Raw genomic sequence first — 23,357 nt, forward strand, 5'->3', positions numbered from 1 at the left:
CCGTCCCTAAATTTTTCATAGGGCACTTCCCTTTCCCGTAATCTCCTATGGCTCAAATTGATGACAACCTTCCCGGTTTGGGGTCCCTCAATGTTTTCAAGGTCCAAGTAGGGTTTGTTGCAACCCAATTGTTATACTATTGAAACAAATAGTAAACCCTTAAATCTTAATTTTTATGAAGACCCTTTTGAAAAACTTGGGAATTATCTTTGGAACAACACTTTTGATAATATCCTGTAGTGACGACAATGAAAATGACAATGTAGAGAAGGAATCTTATCAAACAACCATTAAAATGACGGATGCCCCGATAGACAATGCGAATGTGGAAGCAGTGTTCATTACCGTCTCCGATGTAAAGGTGGATGGAAACTCCGTTGAGGGGTTCTCCAAAACCACTTTTGACCTTTCGGCCTTGGTCAATGGGCAGACCAAGACCTTGGGCAATCTCCAAATGGAAGCAGGAACTTATTCCAACATCGAATTGGTCCTGGACTATGCCAATGACATGGATGGCAACAGTCCTGGATGTTATGTCGAAATGGCGGATGGGACCAAGGACAAGATAGAGGCCTCTTCCAGTACCGTGAACATCACGGATTCCTTTGAGGTATTTGCCACCAATACCAATGAGATCATCATTGATTTTGACCTGCGAAAGACCATAAAGGAAGAACAGGGAACCTTGGAATCGGACTTTGATTTCGTAACTCTTTCAGAGCTTTCCGCAGGTATTCGGACCGTAAACAAGGAAACTACCGGGGAGATTTCGGGTACGGTCAACGATTCCCAAAATACGTCCGATAAAATTGTGGTGTACGCCTATGAAAAGGGCACCTACAATGCCGAAGTGGAGACCCAGGGCCAGGGGGAGAGCAATATCAGGTTCGCCAATGCCGTTACCAGTGCTGAGGTGGGTGGCATCAACAACTCCTATAGCCTTAATTTTTTGGCCGAAGGGGAATATGAACTCATCTTTGCTTCCTATACCCAAGATGGTACTGAATTTTATTTCAACTCACAATTGGAAGTGGAGTCCACCACCGGTCTCGACCTTGGGGCCATCAATATCACATCGGCCCTACAGTTGAGCGCCAATGTTACCGTAATAGGGACCGCTTCGTTATAGGCAATCCCATCGATTATAACAAGAAAAGCCCCAGAACGGGGCTTTTTTTAATTGTCAAAGGTATTATTTACCACCATTGGCCTGTAAATCTGCCAAACAGGCCGCATCCAATTCTGGAATGTTGCCGCCACTGATCATATTGATGAGCCCCTCACCGGTTTCCGCTGTCCAGAACATCAAACAATCCTCAGTGGTACAATGTCTTCCGTGCGCTTCATCTTGATGCGCACTTTGCAGTGGGGTGCCTGCGTTGACCAATCCCAACAGGTGTCCGAATTCATGGTTAAGAACCGTGGTTTCCAGTACTGTGGTACTAGGGGCCAAAGGTTGCCCGCTGAACTTCCTAATGGTCTCTTCGAACAGCACAAAGGAAGTATTGCGGTAGGCCACGCCCAAAACAGAACCGTTCTCCGTATTCTCCGCGTACTCCCCATCAAGAAAAAGTCCAAAGACCTTTAGTGTACCCTTTTGGTTATAAGCTGTTCGGATCTCGTCCTCTAGACTTCTAATATCAGTAATGGAATACATCGCTTGATCCGGGGATGGAATTTCTGTAAGCGCAATGGAAACCCCGTCAGGTTTGTGGAGCCGTTCCTTTAAAAAGGTCTCAAAATTATCCAAAGCCGTCGCACTGGGTTCCATTCCGGAAACATAGAATATTTCTATGAAAAGCTCGGTGAAATTTGTGCCGTCCAAAAGATCCGGGGCCGACTCCCCAACAGCCTTTCGGTTTTGTGAAACATCCGTTCCCTCCGGAAGATTATCATCCATGGATCCAGATTCCCCATCAGTGGAACATCCAGCGACAAGGATCGATACTATCAGGGGTAAGCCCATCGCTCGCAATAGTGATCTATTTTTCAACGTCATATTAAACTAACGGGGAAGTCCGGCCCATAGTATTCTTCTGGACAAAATCGGCTCTTAAAGAAACACGTTCCTCATTTCGTTTCCAAAGGGCCTCTGGGATTTCCAGCATCCAAAGGTGGCCCGTTTAACTACCGAAATAAAGAACCAAGCGTCCCTATGCAGAATAGGAAGGTTGCTTCATCTTGGGGCGTGAATGGCCAAACTCATACTCTTTACTGTGGAGCATTTTATTGTACACGGTCTCGTCCACATTGACGGGGATCTTAAGATTGGGGAACTGGATCTGATAGGAGTTCCCATTTTTTCCGATAAGCCTTACCTTGACTGGTTTTTTCTCCATAACCTAAAATTTTAAAAAAGTTAAACCATAAAAAAAATACCGTTTCAACCAGGGCAAATGCCGTTCCAAAGAGGGAAACCTATGATCTCTTCAACTTTATTCTTGGCAAAACGGCAATCAAAATGTCAATATGACATATTTAATGTCAATATTTTATTAAAATGATATTTGCAGGCTCCAATCCTTCCGAAAATATGACAGGGCCATTTAGAATCCCTTAACAAATAAATGACAGAGATCCAATTTGGCATGCCCTTTGCCCATCACACATTGGGGTTTGGAAAAGCCCCATACGTTAAAAATAATGTTGAACTTAAATTTTTTAAACCATGAGCAATTTAGTTTCTGTACCAAAAAATGGAAGTTTGGCAAAATCAAATCTGGACTTCCCAAGCTGGTCCAATTGGATCGACAGTTTTTTCGGTTCGGACCTACCTTCAGTGTCCACTTCCAACTTCAGCACCGGGATTACCGTTCCCAAGGTCAACATCAAGGAAACGGCGGATGCCTATTGGGTGGAAATGGCCGTGCCCGGAATGAAAAAGTCCGATTTCCAGATCGATCTGGACAACCAGCAGCTTTCCATCTCGACCGAGGTGAAACAGGAAGAGGAGGACAAGGAGGACAACTACACCCGTAGGGAGTTCAGCTATGCATCGTTCCGGCGATCTTTCACACTTCCCGATTCCATTGACGATGACAAGATCAAAGCCACGTACAACGATGGTATCCTGAACATTCATCTTCCGAAAAAGGAAGAGGCAAGGCAAAAACCAGCCAGGACCATCAAGATTACGTAGCAAAGTATTTTTTGTCGGATCATGTGGACCGGGGCCGATAGACCGGCCCCTTCCATTCAACCCATTAATTGTTGAACCTAAATTTTTGCAAAAATGAAAATCTTTGGCAAAAAGGTGGGCAAGGCAATCCAGATCCCACCTATCATAAAACGGATGAAGAACTGGGCAAAGCGTGTACCGGGCATTGGCAAACCTAGATCGTTGGCCAAGCCATTGACGGGCAGCGCTGTCGGGGAGGACGATTTTGGCCTTTCCATTCCCATGCCCGGGTGCGGTACGGACAACGTGAAGTTGGAACTTCAGGGAAACACCCTCATCATCAGCGGTGAGAAGGAACGATCACGTGAGGTCAAGGAAGGCTATGGTGTGCACAGGGAGTTTTTGCGTTCCACCTTCCACAAGACCTTGGAGCTCCCGGGGGATGTTGCCCCTGACAGCATACATGCCACCTTGGGGAATGGATTTTGCAGGTTCGTTTCTCCAAAAGGGAAACCACCTACAGGCGCCTGCTGAAAGTGGCCTGACCCGATGTTCAATGCTCTACCAATTGACACAATATGGCACGGAAGTTCAAGGCAGGGGATTGGGTCAAGGCCAAGGGAGCGTCCGATAGCCCCAAAATGGAGGTGTCCAAATATATCACCAAGAAGGAACCCATATTTGGGTTCCTGGACAGGGACACCTATGTGGAATGTACATGGTACCGCAATGGCCAGCGAAGATCCCGGGTATTCCACCAGAACCGACTGTCGAAAGTGTTGGGCACCAAAGGAATCTTCAAAACCTAGCGGAGAATCGATGATCAAAAGAATGTTGAACCCAAAAAGCGTGAGAAATGAAAATTCAAACCCTAGTTTTAACAGGTCTGTTACTGGCCCTTACCAGTTGTCAGGGCCAAGAGAAAAAGGAAAGTGAAATGGTCAAGGAAGGTGACCACAAAGAGATGGCCCAACCCAAGGGCAGTTGGAAGGTCGACCGGGAATTTGACGAGAACGGAAACCTCATTCGTTATGACAGTATCTACACTTGGTCCTCCGATTCGTTGGACGACCTCTCCGGTCTGGACAGGGACAGCCTTTTGAGCAACTTTGAATCCAAGTTCTACAGCCACTTTTCCCAGTTCAAGGACCAAGGGTTCGGGGACCTTTTCGAACCGGACTCACTTTTCAGCAAAAGGTTCTTCAATGAAGATTTTTTTAAAAGCGATTTCGGGGAGGACTTTATGGAGCTTGACAATATCAGAAAGCGAATGATGGAAAGACAAAAGAGATTCTTGGAAAAGTACCGCTCCGACCTGGGGGTCCAGGAGAGGGACAGTCTGTAAAATGATACGGATCCATCTTTGTCCAAACCTTGTTTCTTTTAAAATGAACCACTTAAGAAAAGGAGCAATGCCCCCTTGACAGTAAACTTTTGAATATGAAACCGGAAAGATTGATCAACACCACACTGGGCTTGGTGCTATCCGGTGGAGGGGTAAAGGGGATGGCCCACATTGGGCTGCTCAAGGCCCTGGAACAACGCGGGATATATCCAAGCCAGATTTCGGGAGTAAGTGCCGGGGCACTTGTGGGTGGACTTTATGCAGATGGGGCGTCCATTGAGGAAATGCTCCTGTTCTTCAAGGAAACCCCTTTGCTCAAATACAACTTTGTAACACTGAACAAACCGGGGCTGTTCGATACGGATAAGTACCTACCCTTCTTTGATGACTTTTTCACCGCCCATCGGTTCGAGGAACTCGATAAGCGGCTTGTGGTGGTGGCCACCAACCTATTGAAGGGCGAACCGGTGTACTTCGAAAAGGGGGAACTGTTCGCGCCCTTGTTGGCCTCGGCGGCACTGCCACCGGTGTTCAGTCCAGTATCCATCGATGGACAGCTCTTTGCCGATGGCGGGATCATGAACAATTTTCCGGTGGAGCCCTTGGCCGGTGCCTGCGATGTGATCATTGGGTGTTATGCCTCGTCCATGAAGGAGGTGGGGAAGGGCCAGATCAAGAGCGCCCTTCAAATTTCCCAAAGGGCCAATCTTTTGATGTTGCACGCCAATGCCATGGACAAACTTCACATCCCCGATCTTTTGATCGTACCGGAGGAACTGGGGAACATCAAGGTCCTGGACAAAAAGGGAATCGACAAGGCCTTTGTCCTTGGCTATGACCATGCCAACAGAAAGTTGGATGAATGGTTGCAGTGAGGATGATGCCGCAGTAAAATGAAATAAACCAAATGGAAAACCTTAAAATGTTTGGATATGGGAACTTTGGCGATAGGAATCTCTTTGATCATGGTAGTCTATGCCCTTTTCCTGCACATCACTTACCTGTATTTCTTTGGGAATGGAAGTTCCCGACACATAAGCCTTAATGGCTTTATCAAAAAATTCAAAGGGTTTTTAAGATCGCTAGGGAAAGGGTTTACCTGATGGTACGTGGCTTTAAGAAATAGCCACAGTACCAACAAGAGGAAAGGTCCATACCTGATTGTCTCATTGAACCAATCAACGTTATCTATGGGCATTGCGTCACTGAATCACCTTTTTAAGGGAATATACAATGGATGCGAACATTGGCCTGAGAATGGGATAAAGGATGTAACAGGAAATAGGGCTATGGGCCTTGACAAGAGTTACCCAAGCGTATTTTCAAATGAAATCGTCATTCAGGCTAGCTTGCCCGGAAGAACAGCTAAATATTGGCTGACCAATAGTTTCAAAAAGGCTTGGGTTTGTATGGGAGTGTGGGACAAGGTTTATCCTATTGGTCGATAAAATAGAGCATAGCATAATCAGCTACAAGCAGTTGAAAACCAAACCTCTAAGTCAAAACCTACAATGGTTCAGATTGTCCGTTTCTAGGGGTGTTCAGTATCCAACCTTCCTTACGTCGTAAGGGCAAAAGGGTGCATTTAATTGATGACCATACCAAGGTTTGGCCATAAAAAAGAGGGGCCTGTTTCCAGGCCCCCTGGCCAAACCAAATCAATCTTCCAGTGCCTTGGCCTGCTGTTCCAGTGACGCAACCCTTTCCTTGATCCGTGCTTCCCGTTTTTGGCACTTTTCGGCAAAGGTTTCCTCAATGGCCGAGATCTTGTCCCTGTAAAAGGTCTGCATGGCGACATAAAAGGACCGGTTGGTCAAATTATTGGCATGGTTGCTCTCCCCGAGGTGTACCTGACGTGTCAATAGGAACCGGAGCAGCTTATGGAAGGTCTCCTTTTTGAAATTTGCCTTGAGCCGGGCCACCACTTCCTCATTGGACAAATTATGATCATCCCCAAAGAACCCTTCGAAATGCTCCCTTTGGTCCTCCCATCCGATGTTGTTCTCGAACAGTGAGATGGAAAGGGCCACCATTTCATCCGTGGAGAGGGCCTTCTTCCGGTCAATGTAATCGGTCTCCCTGACCATCTCCACCACTTCCTTGAACTGGCGGTTGTTCTCGATCTGTTTTTTCCGCAGCTCCCGGGCATTGATCTTGATGATCTGTTCCTCCGGGGTGCACTCGGCCATTTTCCGGTTTTCCAAGGGCCTGGCACCTGGGCCTCCACTTTGGACCTCTTCCCTTGGCCTAACAATAATGGCCTCGGTACGGTAGGTATCGGTATGTAGGAGAATCCCCTTCTCAAAGCCATGGTCCTTGGCATTGTCCCACGCATCCTTCTCCTCGGTGAAGGATTCCAGGGCCTCTCTCAGGAATTCCCCCAATTCCTCCTCGCTGTGTCCAAAATGGCGATGTTCCTCCCTGATGGTCTCCATGGTGGGCTTTACGGGTTCTTTCAAAATGTCCAGCCCATCGGTCAGATGGACCTCAAGCCCCTGCTTTTCCATTTGGGCCATCACCCATTGGTTGTGTTCCTCGTCCACCCAGTATTTGTTGATGTCGGGAATGAGTTTCAGCCCTTCTTTCTTTACCCGCTTCAGGAGCTGCATAAAGGTCTTGGTCTTTTTGTTCTCAAAGCAGGCGGTCCGGGTGCAGACCATTTTCCCCTGCCCGAACAGGTTGCCCTGGTTGGCGGCATTGAAGGGACAGACATCACAGGCTCCGGCCTTGGGCACCAACTTCTTGTCGGTCACATCAAAGCAGGCCTTGGTCAGGTCAAAGGTCCGGTTGTCGATCATCCGCTTGACCCGATGCGCCTGAAAATCCCCCTCCAGGCTCTCCAACATCAGCTGTTGCTCCCCCGGCTCGAACAGGGCCACGGCCACACCAAGGGACAGGGTCATTTCCCCGCTTCGGACAAAGGCCTTGAACCCTTCGATCAGGCCAGCCAGTTTGATGCGTTGCCGGATATAGTTCTCCGACCGGCCCAGCCGCTTGGCGATCTCGGTAGGTTCGTAACGGTCCAACAGGAACTGGATGGCCTCCGCCTCCTCTGTGGGCTCCACATCCTTGCGCTGTAGGTTCTCGATGATCTGGACCTCCAAGATCTCCTTGTCCCCATACGCCCTGACCATGGCCGGAATGGTCTTTTGCCCTGCCAATTTACTGGCCCGGTACCGGCGTTCCCCAATTACAACAATGAAACCCTTCCCTGATTTACGGACCGTGATCGGTTGCAAGACCCCATGTTCGGCAATGCTCTGGGCCAACTGTTGAAGGCTTTGCTCATCAAAGGTCTTTCGGGGTTGGTCGGGATCTGGGGATACCGATTGGATGTCCAGCATTTGGATCTGTGGAACGGTCACCTTTTTTCCGACTGTTTCTGAACTCTTTGCTTTAGTTCCCTGCCCATTGCTTCTCTTTCGGGCCCCTCTTTGTTTTGTTTGTGCTTCCATGATTTTTGGATTTTGGTTAAACAATATTTGAGCGGGAACCAAACGGAAGACAAAATTTTGGAGCGGCAAGGAAACGGAATAAACCTGTCTGCCGACCTGGTAGGCAGTGACAATAGAAACGGTTTTATGCCGTCCCTTGTCCGAGAAATATTTTGCGGGTTTACCTTTCGGGAATATTGATAAGCAATATAAACTATAAAGCTTGACACCTGTCAAAGTGTTGAAAAATCAGGAACAGCACAAACTAATTTGAAGAAGCGGTATTGATACATATCATGTCAAAATATCCTATAAACTTGAACTTTGTGTGGCTACTTTGACACCTATTACCTATCCACTAAAGAATCGTGACCGAGAAATCATCAAGCCAGTCCAGATTTTAAATCCACATCTTATGTCCGGAATCCCAGTTATTTTTAATAATGGAAAACATCTACAACTATAATTTCCCCCAATATTTGAAGGGATTTTAAATTCAATCTTCTTAGTTGTTATTGGTAATGTTGAACACACCCGAGAGGTCGGCCCCAGTTATGTCAAAAGCTTTGGTGGCAATTCCCGTGTCGGGGTTCCATAGATAGTATGCTTTTTCATTCAGAGTGTTGACGGGGATGTACATATCGCCACCATGCCCCAACATATTCCCGATTGCAAATAAGCGTGGTCAACACGATCCATGGTGAGGTTTATTCCGTACATAAAGAACAATATCGATCCTTTCAACCCAATCAGAGCTGAACCATTGGAGCAAATCAACATTGAACCCGTAAAATTTCCCGACAGACCCAATTCTGAGCGGTTATCCTTTATAGATGCCCTTCGTGCCTGGGCCATTTTGATGATGCTTCAGGGACACTTTGTGTCCGCTTTATTGGCAGAAGGTTATCGGGAAGGAGGAGGTACTACCTATTTGGCCTGGGCTTATCTCAGGGGAGTGACCGCTCCAGTTTTCTTTACCGTAACGGGATTCATATTCACTTATTTGCTCTTCAAGAAATATGAAAAGGGATGGTCAAATCCCCGTGTCAAGAAGGGGATCAAAAGGGGTGGTCTCCTCATTCTCATCGGCTATGTATTGCAGATCAGGTTTGGCCTTTTGTTGGAAGGCTCGATCAATGCCAGTTTTGATATTGTCCATGTGCTCCAATGTTTGGGACTCTCGATGATCTTGATCGTTGCGCTTTATTTGGCCACCTATAAGTTCAACAAATACCTGTTCCAGATCTTGTTGGGCTCCATTACCATTTTGCTCTTCCTATCCAGCGGCACCGTGGGCCAATGGGAGTATGGCTTCCTGCCCGACTGGTTCTCCAATTACATCACACGCGAAAACGGTTCCGTTTTTACCATGGTGCCCTGGTTTGGCTTTGCTACAGCGGGTGGGTGCCTATCGGGGTTTTTCCTTTCCAATCTTGCCAAGCATGGGTTTTACCCCAAAGCCTTTTTGATCGTGCTGTCCATCGGTGCTCTGTTGATCTTCCAATCCTATGAGTTCATAAGGGATCTGGGGATTCTGGCCGATATACGTTTTTTGCACAGCGCATTGGACGACAGTTATCTTTTTGCCCGTTTGGGCGTGGTCCTTGTTGTCTTTGCCATATTCATTTTATTGAGGAACATACTGAACCATAAGATTCTTCTTGATATTGGGCAAAACACATTGGCCATTTATATCCTCCACGCCATGGTCCTTTACGGCAGTATCACGGGGCATGGCCTGAGCAGGTATTTCCATCACTCCCTGTCCCTTTCACAGGTTGTGCTTGGGGCATTGTTTTTCCTTACTGCCATTTGTTCCGTGGTCCTGATGGCAGATAGGAAAGCAAAGCGACTCTTTGGTTGAGACCGGTTGGAGCGAAGGGTCCCAATAGCTCCCCATGTGCGGTTTATTCCTTTTCTTTTCTGAACGAGGCCAAAATCCCAATGGATAGCGCCAGTGCAATGAACCCCAGGGAAGCCCATTCCGGAAAGCTATAATGGTGTGCGAATATCAACTTGACCCCCACAAAGCTCAGGATGGCCACCAGACTATATTTAAGGTGGTGGAACCTGTTGATCATGTGGGAAAGGAAAAAGTACATCGACCTAAGGCCCAAAATGGCGAATATATTGGAACTGAACACCAAAAAGGGGTCCGAGGTTATGGCCAAAATGGCCGGCACACTGTCCAATGCGAAAAGGATATCGGAAAACTCGATGATCACCAAGGCGATGAACAATGGGGTGGCTGCGGTGATGTGGCGAAGTTTGATGAAAAACTTCTGGCCCTGCATGTGCGTGGTAATGGGCATGACCTTTCTTAAATTTCGGTAAATGAAGGACTTTTTGGGATTGAATGCCTTTTGCTTGGATACCAACATCTTTATGGCGGTAAAAATCAAAAAGGCCCCAAAGATATAGGTCATAAAACTGAACTTCTTGATCAGGGCCACACCAAAGAAGATCATCAGAGCACGGAACACAATGGCCCCCAAAATCCCCCAGAAGAGCACACGGTGCTGGTATTTCTGTGGGATATGGAACGAACCGAAGATCACGGCTATGATAAAGATGTTGTCAATGCTGAGCGAAAGCTCGATCAGATAACCGGTAATGTATTTTAAACTGGCCTCCATGGGTGCCAGGGAATCCACATTGTCCACTTTCCCGGTTCCGTACAGCCAGTAGACAATGCCTGAGAACAGGAAGGACATGGTCACCCATATACCGGTCCATATCGATGCTTCCCGCACACTGATGATGTGTGCCTTTTTGTTGAAGACACCGAGATCCAATGCCAAGAAAATAAGGATTCCCAAAAGGAAAAACCCCCAGACCGCCATAAGCTTCAAATTGTAGGGACCAAAAATAAACAATGGGAATGGTTGGTCTGCAAAAAACCATCAAATAATAGCGGTCCAATATTAAATCCATATAAAATCTTTATATTCTTCTGAATAACTTTGACCAAAAAAGATTTGGATTTCCTAAAAACAAGGAACTACAGTAAAAGGAAACAGTACACGATAAGTATCCTGCTCATTGTGGCCACCTCGGCCATCTGTTTCTTTTTGGTCAATTTTATCGGTTATGGTGCCGTTGCCCTGATCTTGTTGATGGCGGTCTCCCTCAATGCAATCCTATTCGACATTTTCCCTGTCATGGCTTCGGCCCTGTTGAGTGCACTGATATGGAACTTTTTCTTCATCCCTCCCACCCTTACCTTCCATATTGAGACCCCTGAGGATGGTCTTATGTTCCTGATGTATTTCGTGATCGCGTCGATCAATGCCGTGCTTACCTTTAAGATCAGGGAATTCGAAAAAAGGCAATGGGACGAGGAAGAACGCACCAAATCCATTGCCCTTTACAACATCTTGTTGAATTCCCTTTCCCATGAACTCAGGACCCCCATAGCGACCATCATTGGTGCAGTGGACACCATCAAGGACAACCGTTCAAAACTCTCGGAAAGCAACAGGAACGAACTGTATGCGGAAATCGAGATAGCGGGGCTCCGACTGAACCGTCAAGTGGAAAATCTTTTGAGCATGAGCAGGTTGGAAGCGGGGTTCATCCAGCCCAAAAGGGACTGGTGCGATATCAACGAGACCATTTTTTCCACCATGCGAAGAAACTCGCAGGATGCAACGGAACATACAATCCTGTTCAATCCCAAGGAACATCTTCCTCTTTTTAAACTGGACGGGGGGTTATTGGAGCAGATTCTGCACAACCTTATCCATAATGCCCTTCAACATACGCCCAAAAACTCCATCATAACCATTGGGGCCGATCAGACCGGGGAGGGTTGCATTGTTTGGGTCTCGGATAACGGAAAAGGGTTCCCGGAAAATGAAATGGATTCCGTTTTCCAAAAGTTCTATCGTCTTGACAACACGGTCGGGGGATCTGGACTTGGACTATCTATTGTCAAGGGCTTTACGGAGGCCATGGACGGCAAGGTACTGTTGGAGAACGGACAAGAAGGCGGTTCTTTGTTCACCATATCCATTCCAGCAGAAGCATCCCCGATAAGCACCTATGAAAATGGATAAGGTACAACTATTGATCATAGACGATGAGCCCCAGATCAGGAAACTTCTCCAGATCAATCTGGAGAGCAATGGCTATAAGATCTTACAGGCGGCAAATGCAAAGGAAGGCACTTCACTGGCGGCAAGCCATTTACCCGATGTCATCCTATTGGATATCGGATTGCCCGATAAAAGCGGCCATGACCTTTTGGTGGAACTCAGGGACTGGTACCATAAGCCCATCATTGTCTTGTCCGTCCAGGACAATGAACCGGATATTGTAAAGGCACTTGACAATGGGGCCACCGACTATCTGACCAAACCTTTCAGGACAGGGGAACTCTTGGCCCGTATCCGATCTGCTATGCGCAGGGACCACAACATCGAGCTCAATACGGTCGTACAATTTGGGAATCTTGAAATCGATTTTGTGGCCCGAACGGTCAAAAAGGATGGAACCCTGGTCAAACTCACACAGACCGAGTACAATCTATTTGCGCTATTTGCCAAGAATGAGGGCAAGGTATTGACACACCAGTATATCCTGAACGAGGTCTGGGGTTATGGGCACCAGAATGAGACCCAGTATTTACGGGTGTTCGTGGGCACCTTGAGAAAAAAGATAGAGGACAGCCCCAACCACCCCGAACATATCATTACGCAAAGTGGGGTCGGCTATCGTTTCCAAGGAGCTTTATAAAATCTTTACTCCCCCACCCCCTTTCTTGATTTTTTAAATACCCCTTTTCCCTGAAATTTGCTGCAATAGAACAGAACAACGATGATATGGAATTTTTTATATGATGAAGGTTCCGGTAGCACTTACAATTCTGTGAAAGGTTGGTACAGGGACAAAAGGTATCTCATGTATCCATTGATCATTATGCTCGGAATTTGGATTGTCATCTTCCGCTGCTTCAAATTCTCCATCCTAAGACCTATCCCATGGAAAAACAAGCCATCATCAACAAGCAGATAGCGGATTTGTTGGTCAGTCTTTGTTTCAGCATCAATGAACTGAAAAAAATATCAATGGATGAGCCCGGACCAAATGCCATGCTCTTTCAATGGGTCCATACCGATGTAAAGCAACGGATGGATGCGCTGTTGGGAGCCTTGGGCATGCGGGGCTTGGTCAAGGAAGCAAGCAAGACCATGGATTTTGTCAAGAATACCATCGCCATTTATGAAACGGTTCCCAATGGATCGGGGAATAAGACTCAGGTTCTGGGACTCCTGGACAACATTCTTTCCGAGGTAACCGAACTGGAACATCTTTTAACACGCCATTTAAAATATAATTCATGAACACCTTGTTAAGGAAATACAGAAAATTTCAGTTGACATTGTCCCCCCAACAAAACCTGTTGTACGGCTTTCTGGTCTATACCCTTATCGGGTGGTCACTTTTGTCCCTCCCCCTCTCCCATAAACTGGATGTTCATGCCTTGGACAGCCTGTTCATTGCCACCTCTGCCATTTCCACTACGGGCCTGGTCACGGTGAGTGTATTTGATACCTACTCCTGGTTCGGCCAGTTCATTATCTTGCTCCTGTTCCAAATAGGGGGAATCGGCTATATGACCTTTACTACCTTTGTCCTGCTTTCCAAAAAAAGTGATCTCACCCATTGGCACCAACGTATCCTCAATGCCGAGTTTACCATGCCCAAGGGGTTTCAGGTAAAGGATTTTCTGAGGTCGGTCATCCTTTTCACTTTCACCATCGAGGTCATTGGAGCCCTATGTCTTTACATTGCCTTTACCAATGCAGGGGTGGAACATAACTTTGCCCTGTGGAGCAGTATCTATCATAGTGTCTCGGCCTTTTGCACCGCTGGCTTTGGACTGTACAATGACAGTTTTGAACAGTTTACGGACAATCCCTCTATTAATATCATACTCTCCTTTTTGGCCATCTGTGGTTCCTTGGGCTTTATTGTGGTCACCGACTTTTGGAACAGGCTTTCCGGGAAAACGAAGGATATCACCTTCACCACCAAGATCATTTTGGGGGCCATGGCCATCCTATTGGTCTTTGGCACCCTGATGATCTACTGTTTCGAGCCATCCGTGGAAGACCTTGCAGGACATCGGTTGATGGCCTCCTTCTTCCAGGCCATGACCGCCTTGACCACGGTAGGGTTCAACACGGTCCCATTGGGGGGTTTTGCTACCGGGAGCCTTTTGGTCGTTGTTTTTCTCATGTATATAGGGGCCTCACCATCTGGTACCGGAGGGGGTATGAAGACCACAACGGTCACCGCCCTGATCGCGATTATGTGGAGCCGGATCAGGAACAATAGACAAGTAACCTTTTGGGGAAGGACCATCCCCTTGGAAAGGCTCTATGTGGCCACTTCCGTGTTCATGCTCTATGCATCCGTTATATTTTTGGCCACTTTTCTGTTGTCCCTGACAGAAAATTTTCCTTTGGAACAGATACTTTTTGAGACCACCTCAGCGATCGGCACTGTTGGCCTGAGCACTGGGATAACGGGGAATTTGGGGTCCTTTGGAAAAATGGTCCTTATCGTTGTGATGTTTGTGGGCAGGCTGGGCCTGTTGACCTTTGGCCTGGCCATTCTTGCCAAAAAGAACAAGCTGAGGATCAAAAAAGGCAGTGAAGACTTGGCGATTTAGCCCATTTGTCCCCATCATTCCCCCAGGAAGGTCTTGGTCTTTGGAACCATAGCCATTATTTACCTCTCAACCGCACTTGCCCTTTGAGCGGGCATCCAATCTTTATAAAATCTTTATAACGCTATCCATACCTTTACGGTTTCCAACCGAATTATGGTTTTCTATGTCGCTTTTCAAATGGGGAGGGTCAAGGCTTTTTGATTGGGAGTTTTCCAAAATTCTTTTTCAATTGGCCTTTTATACAAGCATTATTGGGGTTTTTCTATTCGTTGTCGATTTTGGCTTTGATAAATCTCAACAGGTCCAGATTTGGTTCAATACCTTTTATTTTGTGGTCATCGGTCTGGGAATTTTGGCCACGGCCCTACGGTACGTGGAACGCCAAAAACAGATCAAGCGTGCCGTTGTTATTTTTGATGCGGTGACCATTCTGGTGACCCTGATGATACTCTACGCCCATTTTTTTGGTGAGGAGGCACATAGGCACCTATCGTTCCTATACAATGACAATTGGGTGAAATTTGCGATTATCCTTACGTTTGTGCGGGAGTTTTCAGAGCAGGAAATCAACTATAAAAAGACACTTCTCAATCCCGCGCAATTGTTCATTGCCAGTTTTTTGGGCATCATTTTGGTCGGTTCACTTTTGTTGATGTTGCCCAATGCCACCCATAATGGCATTTCCTTTTTGGATGCTTTGTTCACCTCCACCAGTGCTGTATGTGTAACGGGACTCATCGTTGTGGACACGGGAAGCTACTTTACCGTTTTTGGACAATCGATCATCCTCTGCCTTATCCAGGCCGGGGGAATCGGGATCCTGACTGTGGCAAGCTATTTCAGTTACTTTTTCAAAGGGGGTGCCTCCTATGAAAACCAGTTGACCTTGAGCGATATGACCGGAAGCAAAAAGCTGGGGGAGGTTTTCGCGACTTTGAGACGCATCCTGGTCATTACATTTTCAATTGAGTTGGTTGCGGCACTATTGATCTATTTGAGCATGGACAATAACTTGTTCGCCTCTTTTTTTCAACGCTTTTTCTTTTCGGTGTTCCACGCGGTATCGGCCTTCTGCAATGCCGGATTTTCCACCTTGCCCAACAGTCTTTACGAAACTGGATTCCGATACAATTATACGCTCCAAGTGGTTATCATTGCTGCCTTTGTATTGGGTGGACTGGGGTTTCCGATCGTGGTGAACATCATAAAGTATCTCAAATATTTTGTCTTAAGGAAACTGTTCTTCCTAACCGGGGAAGAAAAAAAGTATAGGCCTTGGGTACTGAACCTAAACAGTCGAATTACACTCATAACGACCATTTCCCTCACCGTTTTGGGGACCATACTATTCTATTTTAATGAATATGACAATACCTTGGCGGAGCATCAGGGTATAGGAAAAGTGGTAACGGCCCTTTTTGGTGCTGCTACCCCAAGGACGGCCGGTTTCAATTCCGTGGATATGGCAGCGTTGGAATTTTCCACGATCATGATGATCTTTTTGTTGATGTGGGTGGGTGCTTCCCCCGCTTCCACCGGAGGCGGAATCAAGACCAACACCTTTGCCATTGCTACCCTTAATTTTTTGAGCCTTGCCAAAGGAAAGGCCAAGATCGAGGTCTTTAGAAGGGAAATCGCAGAAATCTCGGTAAGACGTGCCTTTGCGGTGATAGCACTTTCGCTCTTGGTCATCGGCACAGGGATTATGCTGATTTCCGTTTTTGATAGTGAAAAGAAATTGCTGGACATCGCCTTTGAATGTTTTTCCGCTTATAGTACGGTGGGATTGAGCCTTGGAATTACCGCAAATTTAAGTGCCGCCAGCAAGTTTGTCATCATAGCAGTGATGTTCATTGGGCGGATCAGTATGCTCACCTTGTTGATCGCGGTTTTCAAAAAGGTCAAACAGAAAAATTACAGGTATCCCGTTGAGGAGCTTACCATTAACTAAAAAACATCAATATGAAGTATATCGTTGTGGGATTGGGCAGTTTTGGTGCCTCACTATCGGAAAAATTGACCGAACAGGGCAATGAAGTTATCGGTATAGACTCTAACATGAACCGCGTGGACAATTACAAGGAACGCATTTCCCATACCATTTGTATGGATGCCACCGATGAGTTTACGGTGTCAGGCCTTCCCTTGGAGGATACAGATATGGTCATTGTGGCCATTGGGGAGGACAAAGGGGCCAGTGTGATGGCCACGGCCCTTTTCAAGAACTTTCAGGTGAAGCGTTTGATCAGCCGATCTATTGACGAACTGCATGAAAAAGTGCTGCATGCCATCGGCGTGGATGAAATTGTGCACCCAGAGGAAGAATCAGCCGAGCGCTGGGCCAAAAAGCTTTGCTTGAAAGGCGTTGTGGATTCTTTTGAACTGAACGACGATTACAGTATTGTAGAGGTAGATGTACCAAAGAAACTTCATGGAAAGACCATTAGGGAGAGCAATATCAGGGAAGAGTACAACCTATTGGTATTGACCACTATTGCCAATACCGAAGAAAGGACCGTAGTGGGAAAGACACGAAATGTAACGAAAGTGAAAGGAGTGGCCAATCCCGATAGTCTCTTGAACAAGGACGATATCATAGTGGTCTATGGTTCGAACAAGGATATCAAGAAGTTTTTAAAGGATGATTGATTCAAGGAATATTCTCATTTTTGGGTTGTTAATGGCAATGATCACTGCTTCCTCCTGTCAGGACAGGGATTACGAAAAACTGCGCTTGGAACGGCAACGTGGCGAGGATTCATTGGCCAATTCGGTCGAGGGCAAGAGGGCAAGACGGCAAGAATTCCCAAGGACCATTTTGAGACCATTGTTTTCGAAGGCTGTGAATACCTGATCTATAAGGAGGAGCCCGATTCCAATTCAGCATTCGGGTTCATGGCCCATAAAGGGAATTGTAGCAATCCCATACACGTATTAAATCCCAATTAGGCTCTTATTATTGGGGTTTAGTGGGATGGCCGTAATAAATGTCTGATAAATCCATTAAGGGTTTGACCATGAAATTGCTATCCGTTACGGCCCAAATTTTTAAATTCTATTGAAAAATTAAAATAAAGAAAATGGAAGCTAATAGATTTTTAGTTACATGATAGATAATTTTCAGGGCTGATTGATTAGGTTTAATGGGTTCAGACAGAAGTCCGTTCATCTTTTAAAATGCCATTCATAAAAATTTCTTGAACATCGCTATAGATGTTTTTATTCTCCATATTGAGTAACTGATGGTATTCTGGCCTAAGGGGCATCATTGTTAGGTTCAAATATATAGCAAGAATAAGGTCAAGATCGATATCCTTCCTTACCGCCCCTTCAGAAATACCGGTTTCAAATAGCCGTTTATAATACTTCTTTATTCTTTTAGTGCGCTGTTGTTCATAATAATCCCCAATTCCAGGAGTGCTTATTGCAAGATCTTTGAGAAAGGCATCACTGACTTTTGAAAGATAGTTCTTTGTAAATTCGGAGATGATGATAAGTTTGTCCTTAAATGGCAGGTTTTCATTCTCAGTGACACTTTCCAATTTGGTGTTAATTTTATTATTGATCTCATCAATAACTGCCTTTACAAGATCTTCTTTTGAGGAGTAATGATTGTAGAGACTGCTTTTGCTTGTGCGCAATTCTTCCACTAAACTATCCATTGAGACACGGTAAAACCCATGTCTCAAAAATTTTTCGTAAGCTAATTTTAAAACTCTTTTTTTTATTGTTCCTTTTTTCATGAAGGTAATGTACTAAGAAAACTTTAATGGCAAGAATCAACCGACCATTCCAGCTGGAGAATCTATCAATGGAGCAAGAATTTTATTATTGACAATCAAATTTCTAACCCGAGAATTCAAATAAACGTTATATTTGTACTAAATATACTATTTTAGTACTTTATAGAAGTAATCAAATTTAGCCTGAGTTATGTAGAGTACTATGGTTCATTGGGTTTTGAAGGGATGTCAAATATTTAGTGGTGAAAAATTATAATGGTTGTTACTGCTATTTAATACTCAATATTATGTTTGCAATAAATCATGCGGCATCTGCTTTAATTTTTAAAAAGCAGTTAAGAAACAAGGTTTCCGTTGTCTGGGTTTTATTATCTGTGCAGTTCGTGGAACTGCTATGGGTGCTATTAAATTTGTTGGGCGTTGAGAACACTGTAACTGAGAAGACTGTAAACTATGTTGGTGATATTCATTTGGATTATATGCCTTTCTCCCATTCCGTTCTGTCCTCGTTTATCATAGCAGTAGTCGGGGGTGGTTTGTTCTTGGTATGGAAGAGGTCTTGGCGGGTTGCCATTTGGATGGCTCTCGCCCTTCTTTCTCATATTGTCCTGGATTTATTGACTCATGCCGCGGATATTCCTTTGGGTTTTTCGAATAATTCCTTGTTGGGCATGGGGTTATATTCTTCGGCACCTATAGTGGCATTTTTCCTAGAACTGGCATTTGGAATTTTCTGCTGGTGGTACTACAAAGGAAGTAAGTCATTATTTTGGATTATCCTTCTATTCAATCTTGCCAATCTAACTATGTTCGTTCCACAGATAAAAGGTTTAGAGTTCTATTTGGCAGACAAACCAGTTTTGATTTCTGTTGTCATCTTAGTTCAAATTTTACTCACACTTTTCCTAGTGGGAAGGACCTCCGGGCATCAAGGAATTATTGAGGTGGTTGAAACCCGTTAAAGGGTTAATACTATTATTAAACAGGTAGGAAGTAGTGAAGACAATAGTGATATTAATGATTAGTATGGTTTATTTTGGGCATGCTTTTGTCAAGACGAAGATATCTCAGATTAAGATACTATTTGGAATGTATAAAGGAGTCTTACATAATTACAATCGGGCCGGCATTAGGGATGTTGGAGATCTAAATCGGCTTTTTTCGTGAAGAAACTAAGAGACGAGCTGTTAAGTTTTTTTGATTTAATTAAACTTAATTTATAATTTTAATAATATTTGAGAATAAAATTCGTTACGGATAAAATTACAAGGGCCTTGTAATTTTAATTTAATAGACCAACAATATCTAAATTGCCAACATGCCTCAGAAGTTAATTTTTTACCAGTGATTTGGTTGTCTAACCGTTTCAATTATCCCAAACCTTTTCAACCAACCTCAAAGGAATGTCCCCCACTCCAGATGCTTCCAGTTTATCGGAAGACTATATTTTTGATTTTTGTCCACACCCCATGTGGGTTTATGATTTAGAGACGCTTCGTTTTCTAAAGGTCAATGATGCTGCTGTCCAACAGTATGGCTTTACAAAAGGCCGTTTTCTCCGTATGACCCTTAAAGCCATTAGACCTAAAGAAGATATTCCCAAGCTACAGATAGCCATCGAGAATGCCAAAGGTAGAAAGGATACCTACAAAGAGGGCTTTTATCGCCATAAGAAAAAGGATGGTACGGTTTTCCCGGTATTCCTAAAAGGCAATCTCATTCAATATAAAGGCAGACAAGCTGAACTTGTCATTGCAGTGGATGTTTCCGATACCGTAGATCACGAGAAAAGATTGCTTTCCCAAAACCGACTTTTCCAGGCCATATCGGACATGAACAACAATTTGATTCGAAATCCGGATTGGTTGAAAGCCTTGGATGTTTGTTTTACATTGTTGTTGGAGACCTTGAAAATCCATCGGGTTTATTTCTTTCAGAGCGATTCAAAACATGATAGGATCATTTTAATGAAAATTAAGACCGGTCCCGGCCCTAAAATAAGTTCCGAACGATATGGATGCCCCGCCTTACCCTTCCCAGTTCTACAGCACCTGATCGAGCGGTTGAGAAAAGGAAGGGTCTTTTCCATGAAGAGGTCGAAAATCTCCGACCCCAGTCTTGTAGAAACATTGGAGACGGAAAACCTAAAGTCATTATTGGCACTTCCTGTTTTTTCATCAGGCACTTTCAGGGGGTTTATCGGCTTGGAGGACCATGAGTTGGAAAGGAATTGGACGAAAGAGGAAGTGCAATTGTTGAACACACTTACCACCAATCTATCCCACTTGATCAACCAATCAGATGTGTTGGACAAAGTGAAGAACAGCGAAAGTAGGTTCAAAAGCCTGGTGCTGAACGGAACCGATCTGATCTCCATCGTGGATATGGACGGGATCTACCGTTATGCTTCCCCATCTTTTGACAACCAATTAGGGTATTCAACCCATGATTTGATTGACACTTGTTTTTTTGATCGATTGTCCAATGAGGATGTACCACGGTTAAGGAGTGCACTCGAAATGGTGCAAGAGGCCCAGAAAGTTGAGATCGAACCATTCCGGTTTAAACATTCCAATGGGAACTGGAAGTGGATCGAATCCATTTGGAGCAACCATTTGGGCGAAACTAACATCCAAGGAATTGTCATGAATTCCAAGGATGTTACCGATAGGGTGAGGTCCAAACTGAAGAAGGAGCTTGTACTGGACCTCGTTAAAGCTTTTGGAAATAAGGGAAGCCTTCGGGAGGGCCTTGACAACATGCTGGAAAAACTGGCAAAAGTGTGCGAGATCGAAGCCGCTGAGGTGTGGTTAAAATCAAAGGACGGGGCCAAATTCATCCTGCTAGGCCAGGCCAGTAGGGACAAAGACGGTGAGCTTTTTTTGAATCACCCCATGCCCGTGGATTTTTTTTCTACGGGGACGGGGGTACAATGTAAAATTGAACGGGCGAACGAATTGATGATCTGGGATGATTTTGACAAGAAATCTGAATTTGTCCGATCAAATGTTGCCAAAAAGTTTGGGCTCAGAACCTGCATAGGCCTACCCATACTTTCGGGCCAGGAATCCATCGGGTGTCTCCTATTGCTCTCAAAGAAACCAAAAGATGAATTGGATGATGCCATATACCTTTTGGAGGGAATTGGCCATCAGATAGGAGGAACCATCAAACAAAAAATGGTCCTGAGGGAATATTTGGAATTTTTTGAGCTCTCACCCGATCCTTTTTGCATCATTGGTTTTGATGGGAGAATAAAACAGGCCAATGAAGCCTTCGCCAGGGTTATAGGAATAAATCGAACTCAAATTGTGGGAGGCGAATTTGAAGCATTCATCCATGAATCCAATCGGGACAAATTGGACCTCGTGTTACCCAATCGTTGTGGTTTGGGAAGAACGGATGGCGTTGAAATTCGTATGTTGTCCGTAAATAACATGGAAAAATGGTTCATATGGTCAAGTACTGCCAATAAAGACCATGAACTGGTGCTGGCCGTCGCCAAGGATATTACGGACCAAAAGGAATTAGAACAATCCTTTAAGATGTCAAATGCCAGGCTCCACCGGGCACACCGGATAGCCAAAATCGGTTATTGGTACAGAAGTTTCAGTTCGGACCTCAGTGAGTGGAGCCCAGAAACCTATCGGATTTTCGGATATACGCCGGAAAATTTCCTTCCGACCATGGAAAATGTCACCAATGCCTTCCATCCTGAAGATAGACACCTTATCGAGGAAAACCCCAACAACCATCTAGAGCCAGGGGTCATCACAAAATTTGAGCATCGGATCATTACGGGGAACGGGGCCGTTAAATGGGTGCACCAAGAAATCCAAATGATCATCGATGAATCCACAGGGGAGCCACTGCATATTGAGGGAACGGTCCGGGATATTACGAAGGAGAAGGAATACGAGCTGCAATTAAGGATAAGTAAGGAACGTTTCCTATTGGCCATGTCAGCCAGTAAACAGGTCATTTGGGAGCTGGACCATCGATCCAAGACCATGTTATATTGCCAAGTTTCCAACCGGATTGAGGAACAAATAACAAAGCAAGCGTTTGAAATAGATAATGATTGGTTCAGAAGAATCCATCCAAAAGACAGGGAATTTGTTTGGGACACCCTTGAAAACCATTTGTTCGAATCTGAAAAGGATGATTGGGCGATCGAGTATCGGACAATTTCCGAAAACGGCTCCATTGGGCATGTCCTGGATAGTTTTTATGTCCAAAGGGATTGCAATAACAACCCTATAAAAACTATTGGTTCGGCAACGGATGTTACGGTGGCAAGGGAACAATTGGAAAAAATTAAGAATCAGAACAAAATGCTCACGGAAATAGCCTGGCTGCAGTCACATGCCATCCGTTCGCCCCTGACAAGGATAATGTCCCTGCTGATGCATCATAAGGCTTATGGGGAGGAAATTTTCTCAACCATGGATTTGTTGGATATTATTTCAACCTCCATTGATGAAATAGATAAAGAACTGCATAAGGTAATAAAGATAACCAACAAAAAATTTCATAATGACCAAGGAAATATTATTAATCGATGACGACGCCATCACCAATTTTTTAAATCAAAATTTGATCGAACAGAAAATAAAGGGCATTCCCATTACCATATTCTATAATGGTTTGGAAGGTCTAAAATATATAAAGAATAATCCGGACAAACATTATATTGTTTTTTTGGACATCAATATGCCCGTGATGAATGGTTGGGAATTTATTGAAGCAGCGGATTCCTTAACGATTGAAACATGCATGGAGATTCATGTTTTGACGTCTTCCATAAACCCTGGTGACAGGGATAGGGCCAATGGTCTGCCTAATGTTGCTTCGTTCATTGAAAAACCGTTGGATGAACTAGCGATGGAGTCATTTATGGTGGCGAAGTTAAAAAAGCCACTTTGATTTCAGTAAAGGACCGTTCCCGGATATTTCCATATCCAGTGCTTTTATAGATTCCCAACAAACGTCGTAAATGCGGTTTGCGCTATCTGTCGAGGGATTGTACCAAAACACA

The 23,357-nt window shown here is 44.9% G+C and carries 23 protein-coding genes; 17 read left to right on the forward strand and 6 right to left on the reverse strand.

Features of this window, described 5'->3' with window-relative positions; translation table 11 throughout:
* Positions 1-175: 175 nt before the first annotated feature.
* On the forward strand, positions 176-1,129 hold the full coding sequence (locus A7D14_RS00645; RefSeq protein WP_067028903.1) for a DUF4382 domain-containing protein: 954 nt from the start codon (positions 176-178) through the stop codon (positions 1,127-1,129).
* A gap of 63 nt (positions 1,130-1,192) precedes the next feature.
* Here A7D14_RS00645 and A7D14_RS00650 read toward each other — a convergent pair whose 3' ends face one another.
* A complete protein-coding gene (locus A7D14_RS00650) occupies positions 1,193-1,966 on the reverse strand; it encodes a membrane metalloprotease (RefSeq protein WP_067028905.1) in 774 nt (257 codons plus the stop codon).
* A gap of 187 nt (positions 1,967-2,153) precedes the next feature.
* Positions 2,154-2,339 (reverse strand): hypothetical protein, encoded by a 186-nt coding sequence (locus tag A7D14_RS00655; RefSeq protein ID WP_067028907.1) that lies wholly within the window; start codon positions 2,337-2,339, stop codon positions 2,154-2,156.
* 329 nt (positions 2,340-2,668) lie between these two features.
* Here A7D14_RS00655 and A7D14_RS00660 point away from each other — a divergent pair, with 329 nt between their 5' ends.
* From A7D14_RS00660 to A7D14_RS00680, 5 genes are all read left to right on the forward strand, one after another.
* Positions 2,669-3,139 carry an Hsp20/alpha crystallin family protein gene (locus A7D14_RS00660; RefSeq protein ID WP_067028909.1) on the forward strand — a complete coding sequence of 157 codons (471 nt, stop codon included), beginning with the start codon at positions 2,669-2,671 and terminating at the stop codon, positions 3,137-3,139.
* A gap of 93 nt (positions 3,140-3,232) precedes the next feature.
* Positions 3,233-3,652, forward strand: coding sequence for an Hsp20/alpha crystallin family protein (locus A7D14_RS00665; protein ID WP_067028911.1), 420 nt, complete (start codon positions 3,233-3,235; stop codon positions 3,650-3,652).
* A 44-nt stretch (positions 3,653-3,696) separates the two neighbouring features.
* Positions 3,697-3,927: a hypothetical protein gene (locus tag A7D14_RS00670; protein ID WP_067028913.1), complete on the forward strand. Its 231-nt coding sequence runs from the start codon at positions 3,697-3,699 to the stop codon at positions 3,925-3,927.
* Between the two features lie 47 nt (positions 3,928-3,974).
* Complete coding sequence (locus tag A7D14_RS00675) at positions 3,975-4,463, forward strand: hypothetical protein (RefSeq protein ID WP_067028915.1); 489 nt, start codon at positions 3,975-3,977, stop codon at positions 4,461-4,463.
* Between the two features lie 95 nt (positions 4,464-4,558).
* Positions 4,559-5,338: a patatin-like phospholipase family protein gene (locus A7D14_RS00680; protein ID WP_067028917.1), complete on the forward strand. Its 780-nt coding sequence runs from the start codon at positions 4,559-4,561 to the stop codon at positions 5,336-5,338.
* Between the two features lie 783 nt (positions 5,339-6,121).
* On the opposite strand, the gene A7D14_RS00690 is transcribed toward A7D14_RS00680, so the two are convergent.
* Together A7D14_RS00690 and A7D14_RS19910 are read right to left on the reverse strand one after the other, a co-directional pair.
* Positions 6,122-7,918 (reverse strand): ParB/RepB/Spo0J family partition protein, encoded by a 1,797-nt coding sequence (locus tag A7D14_RS00690; protein WP_067028954.1) that lies wholly within the window; start codon positions 7,916-7,918, stop codon positions 6,122-6,124.
* A 484-nt stretch (positions 7,919-8,402) separates the two neighbouring features.
* Positions 8,403-8,558, reverse strand: a complete 156-nt coding sequence (locus A7D14_RS19910) for a hypothetical protein (protein WP_176712341.1) — start codon at positions 8,556-8,558, stop codon at positions 8,403-8,405.
* Between the two features lie 36 nt (positions 8,559-8,594).
* Here A7D14_RS19910 and A7D14_RS00695 point away from each other — a divergent pair, with 36 nt between their 5' ends.
* Positions 8,595-9,761, forward strand: coding sequence for a heparan-alpha-glucosaminide N-acetyltransferase domain-containing protein (locus A7D14_RS00695; RefSeq protein WP_067028921.1), 1,167 nt, complete (start codon positions 8,595-8,597; stop codon positions 9,759-9,761).
* Positions 9,762-9,804: 43 nt separating this feature from the next.
* Here A7D14_RS00695 and A7D14_RS00700 read toward each other — a convergent pair whose 3' ends face one another.
* The gene (locus tag A7D14_RS00700) at positions 9,805-10,740 is read right to left on the reverse strand and encodes a TerC family protein (protein ID WP_067028956.1); all 936 of its coding nucleotides are present in this window, start codon (positions 10,738-10,740) and stop codon (positions 9,805-9,807) included.
* A 120-nt stretch (positions 10,741-10,860) separates the two neighbouring features.
* On the opposite strand from A7D14_RS00700, the gene A7D14_RS00705 reads away from it, so the two are divergent.
* The 7 genes from A7D14_RS00705 to A7D14_RS00735 all read left to right on the forward strand — a co-directional run bounded on the left by A7D14_RS00705 (position 10,861) and on the right by A7D14_RS00735 (position 17,430).
* Positions 10,861-11,955: an ATP-binding protein gene (locus A7D14_RS00705; protein ID WP_255307356.1), complete on the forward strand. Its 1,095-nt coding sequence runs from the start codon at positions 10,861-10,863 to the stop codon at positions 11,953-11,955.
* On the forward strand, positions 11,948-12,634 hold the full coding sequence (locus A7D14_RS00710) for a response regulator (protein ID WP_067028958.1): 687 nt from the start codon (positions 11,948-11,950) through the stop codon (positions 12,632-12,634). The genes A7D14_RS00705 and A7D14_RS00710 overlap by 8 nt, the downstream gene beginning before the upstream one ends.
* A gap of 245 nt (positions 12,635-12,879) precedes the next feature.
* Complete coding sequence (locus A7D14_RS00715; protein WP_141673180.1) at positions 12,880-13,242, forward strand: hypothetical protein; 363 nt, start codon at positions 12,880-12,882, stop codon at positions 13,240-13,242.
* Positions 13,239-14,576 (forward strand): TrkH family potassium uptake protein, encoded by a 1,338-nt coding sequence (locus tag A7D14_RS00720; RefSeq protein ID WP_067028925.1) that lies wholly within the window; start codon positions 13,239-13,241, stop codon positions 14,574-14,576. Before A7D14_RS00715 ends, A7D14_RS00720 begins: the two co-directional genes overlap by 4 nt.
* A 163-nt stretch (positions 14,577-14,739) precedes the next feature.
* Positions 14,740-16,527 (forward strand): TrkH family potassium uptake protein, encoded by a 1,788-nt coding sequence (locus A7D14_RS00725; RefSeq protein WP_067028927.1) that lies wholly within the window; start codon positions 14,740-14,742, stop codon positions 16,525-16,527.
* Positions 16,528-16,538: 11 nt separating this feature from the next.
* Positions 16,539-17,225: a potassium channel family protein gene (locus A7D14_RS00730; RefSeq protein WP_067028929.1), complete on the forward strand. Its 687-nt coding sequence runs from the start codon at positions 16,539-16,541 to the stop codon at positions 17,223-17,225.
* On the forward strand, positions 17,218-17,430 hold the full coding sequence (locus tag A7D14_RS00735) for a hypothetical protein (protein ID WP_067028931.1): 213 nt from the start codon (positions 17,218-17,220) through the stop codon (positions 17,428-17,430). The genes A7D14_RS00730 and A7D14_RS00735 overlap by 8 nt, the downstream gene beginning before the upstream one ends.
* Positions 17,431-17,725: 295 nt before the next feature.
* On the opposite strand, the gene A7D14_RS00740 is transcribed toward A7D14_RS00735, so the two are convergent.
* Complete coding sequence (locus A7D14_RS00740) at positions 17,726-18,319, reverse strand: TetR/AcrR family transcriptional regulator (protein WP_067028933.1); 594 nt, start codon at positions 18,317-18,319, stop codon at positions 17,726-17,728.
* 287 nt (positions 18,320-18,606) lie between these two features.
* Here A7D14_RS00740 and A7D14_RS00745 point away from each other — a divergent pair, with 287 nt between their 5' ends.
* From A7D14_RS00745 to A7D14_RS00755, 3 genes are all read left to right on the forward strand, one after another.
* Positions 18,607-19,281, forward strand: coding sequence for a hypothetical protein (locus A7D14_RS00745; protein ID WP_067028934.1), 675 nt, complete (start codon positions 18,607-18,609; stop codon positions 19,279-19,281).
* A 441-nt stretch (positions 19,282-19,722) separates the two neighbouring features.
* On the forward strand, positions 19,723-22,884 hold the full coding sequence (locus A7D14_RS00750; RefSeq protein WP_067028936.1) for a PAS domain S-box protein: 3,162 nt from the start codon (positions 19,723-19,725) through the stop codon (positions 22,882-22,884).
* Positions 22,856-23,245, forward strand: a complete 390-nt coding sequence (locus A7D14_RS00755) for a response regulator (RefSeq protein WP_067028938.1) — start codon at positions 22,856-22,858, stop codon at positions 23,243-23,245. The genes A7D14_RS00750 and A7D14_RS00755 overlap by 29 nt, the downstream gene beginning before the upstream one ends.
* Positions 23,246-23,357: the final 112 nt, after the last annotated feature.

Origin of the sequence: Allomuricauda sp. CP2A, from assembly GCF_001683915.1 — a bacterium.
Classification (GTDB): Bacteria; Bacteroidota; Bacteroidia; order Flavobacteriales; family Flavobacteriaceae; genus Flagellimonas.